Here is a 1,318-nt window from a genome sequence, read left to right as displayed (position 1 = left end):
CGGCGGGCAGCCGCCAGCGCCTGAGCCCGGTCGCCAGGTCCTCCAGCGCCGCGGCGCGGCGGCGCGGCTGCGCCGCATCGCTGACGTAAAGCGGCGTCGCGCCGGGGCGGGCCAGGTGGGCCGCAGCCGGGCGGGGCAGGGTCTCGTCCAACATGGCCGAGCCTATATACGGCGGCCAAGCCTTCTACCAGCGGTCGTTGAGGGCCGGCCGCGTTCCTGGCAAGGAGCCTGCGGCGGAACCGCCCGGCAGCGGCCGTGCGGGCCGCAGGGCGGCAGCCATCCCGCCTCGGCCGGCCGGCACGGGCGAAGTCCCGCCCCGATCCACGGCAACCTTTTTTGTTCCTTGCCACATTCAACCCAGGGTTCCATTTTGGGGCGGTGACCAAGCCAGACTTCCAGATGCGCGCGGACCTGTCGCCGCGCGAAGCCGTTGCCGGCCATGACGCACTCGCGCCGCTGCTCGATCCGGCGATCGGCCCGCTGTTCCGGCAGCCTCTCCCCGGCGAGGCGGACAGCGCCTGGCACGGCCACGTCCCCTTCGCCTTCTGGCTGGTCGAGGCCATCCGGCCGCGCAGCATCGTCGAGCTCGGCGCGCATCGCGGCGTCTCCTACCTCGCCTTCTGCCAGGCGGTGGAGGAGGCCGGGATCGAGGCCCGCTGCATGGCGGTGGATACCTGGCAGGGCGACCCGCAGGCCGGCTTCTACGGCGACGAGGCCCTCGAGACGCTGCGGGCCTTCCACGATCCGCGCTACGGGCATTTCTCGAAGCTGCGGCGCGCCACCTTCGCCGCGGCGCTGGACGCGGTCGCGGACGGGTCGGTCGACCTGCTGCACATCGACGGCTTCCACGGCCACGAGGCGGTGCGCGCGGATTTCACCGGCTGGCTGCCCAAGCTCTCGGGCCGCGGCGTCGTCATCCTGCACGGCACCAACGAGCACCGGCCGGGCTTCGGCGTCCGGCGATTCATGCAGGAACTGCGGGAAGCCTACCCGGCCTTCGAATTCCTGCATGCGCACGGGCTCGGCCTCGTCACGGTGGGCAGCGACCCGCCCGCGGCGGCGGCGGCGCTGTGCCGGCTGCGGGACCCGGGGCAGGTCGCGCTGGTGCGGGACCGCTTCGCCGCGCTGGGCGCGATCCAGGAACGCCTCGCCCTGGCCGAGGCATCCGCCGCCGCGGCCGCGGCCCGCATCGCCGAGGTCCAGGCGGCGGCGCTGGGCGCTGTGCAGGATGCGCTCGCGTCCCGCGACGCCGCGGCGGACCGGGCCGCGGCGATCGAGGCCAGCCTGGCCTGGCGGCTCAGCGGCCCGGCCCGTCGGG

General features: G+C 74.9%; 1 protein-coding gene. It reads left to right on the top strand.

All coding sequences use genetic code 11. From position 1 onward, the window contains the following. Positions 1–399: 399 nt before the first annotated feature. A partial coding sequence (locus tag E2C06_RS40560; RefSeq protein WP_133293387.1) for a class I SAM-dependent methyltransferase occupies positions 400–1,318 on the top strand: 919 nt, incomplete at its 3' end.

The sequence above is a fragment of the Dankookia rubra genome, from assembly GCF_004355005.1.
Taxonomy (GTDB): domain Bacteria; phylum Pseudomonadota; class Alphaproteobacteria; order Acetobacterales; family Acetobacteraceae; genus Paracraurococcus; species Paracraurococcus ruber_A.
This window is presented reverse-complemented; position numbering and strand designations above follow the sequence as displayed.